A 1,476-nucleotide genomic window follows, 5' to 3' on the forward strand; every position below is an offset into this window, starting at 1 on the left:
CCGCAAGATCCTGGCCTTCTTCCTGGTCGACCCTTCGATAACCATTGTCTCGACCTCCGACATCCCACCCCAACAACCCTGGTCCCCGACCTCGACGATGACCGCGGCCCAGGCCGACGCCTTCCGCACGGAACTGATGCGCGAGCGTAAGTTCTTCGTCGACGAACACAACAACGAACTGTACGAACGCGAATTCTCCCTCTGCGAACACTGATCTCGATGCATGGTGAGGGAATCAACGTCAACGACGGCACCGCCATGATGTCGGATATCAACCCGGAAACTCGATACAGGTGGTTGTCGTCTTCGACGTGCCCACCGGAACCGTGCCGACCACGCTCGAACTGCACGACTCCGCATTCTCGGGTGGCGAGGTCGCGCTTCGCTGAATCTGCTCGACCGCGTCTCTGTCAGCGCTGGAGATGAGCGACACCGGATTTCGACCGTGATTCACCAGTCGTAGTACGAGACCACCGAGGGTTGGCCGGTATAGCCGGGGCCTGCCTTCGGGTCGGCGCCGAGGTAGGTGGCGGCGAATCGAGGCCGACCGTGGCCGTTGATCTGGCGACGGTTGTATGTCAGGCCCGCCGCTCTGAGGGCTTCGACGACCGCCTCGGTTATCGGTGAACCGTTGGCGCGGCGGATCTCAGCTGGATCGAAGTCGGCGGCGAAGAAACCATCGGGGGTGAGCCAGCTCGCCATCGTCTCGATGAGAGCCAGTTTGTCGCCGATGTAGTGCAGGCCGTGCACGCAGGTCACGAGGTCGGCTTCGCGAGGCGGGGTCCAGGTTGTCGCCGAGGTGGTGAGCAGGCGCAGGCGTGGGGTGCGGGGTTTGTTCAGGAAGAAGTCGACGAGGTCGAGGCCGATGATGGTGACGTCGGCGGTCGGGAATTCGCGGTCGAATCGTTCCTCCGCTTCGAGCAGGGCCCGACCGGAGCCGCAGCAGACGTCGATCCACGTGACCCGGGCGGTGGGGTCGGCGCGCAAGCGCTCGGCGAGTACCTCGTAGGGGTCGAATCCGAGTTCGCGGGCGTAGCTGTTCACACCGGACAGTCCTCGGCCGCGGTTCATCGCGTTGTTCGCGACTACCGAGGACTGTTCCAGCGTCAGGTCGTCGAGCAGGACGGGATCTGTTGGCACCACACAATTATCGCTGCCGCGCAGGTCACGCGATACTTCACCGACGCCAGAAGAAGTGGTGGACGACTCCGCTGGGGCTGGGGACCTGCTCGTGGTGGAAGCGGTCGTCGTATTCGTCGGGGCTTTCCCACAGGCGTTCGCCCGCACCGATTTCCACCGGTGCGACGACGATGTGCATGGCGTCGATGAGGTCGGCGGCGAGGAATTCGCGGACCGTGGCGACACCGCCGCCGATGCGTACATCCTTGCCGTCGGCGGCATCCAGAGCCTGCGCGAGCGCGTCCTTCGGGGCGGCATCGATGAAGTGGAAAGTGGTGTCGGCCAGGGTGAACGACG

3 protein-coding genes are annotated in these 1,476 nt (G+C 64.0%); 1 reads left to right on the top strand and 2 read right to left on the bottom strand.

Annotation, left to right across the window (positions count from 1 at the left end):
- Positions 1-214: DUF4246 family protein (locus ACFWF3_RS35735; RefSeq protein ID WP_379318565.1), on the top strand; the 214-nt coding region annotated here is incomplete at its 5' end.
- A 236-nt stretch (positions 215-450) separates the two neighbouring features.
- Here ACFWF3_RS35735 and ACFWF3_RS35740 read toward each other — a convergent pair.
- Both ACFWF3_RS35740 and ACFWF3_RS35745 read right to left on the bottom strand, forming a co-directional pair.
- The gene (locus ACFWF3_RS35740) at positions 451-1,140 is read right to left on the bottom strand and encodes a class I SAM-dependent methyltransferase (RefSeq protein ID WP_379318567.1); all 690 of its coding nucleotides are present in this window, start codon (positions 1,138-1,140) and stop codon (positions 451-453) included.
- Between the two features lie 37 nt (positions 1,141-1,177).
- A partial coding sequence (locus ACFWF3_RS35745; protein ID WP_379318569.1) for a dihydrofolate reductase family protein occupies positions 1,178-1,476 on the bottom strand: 299 nt, incomplete at its 5' end.

Origin of the sequence: Nocardia sp. NPDC060220 (genome assembly GCF_042727815.1) — a bacterium.
Taxonomy (GTDB): domain Bacteria; phylum Actinomycetota; class Actinomycetes; order Mycobacteriales; family Mycobacteriaceae; genus Nocardia.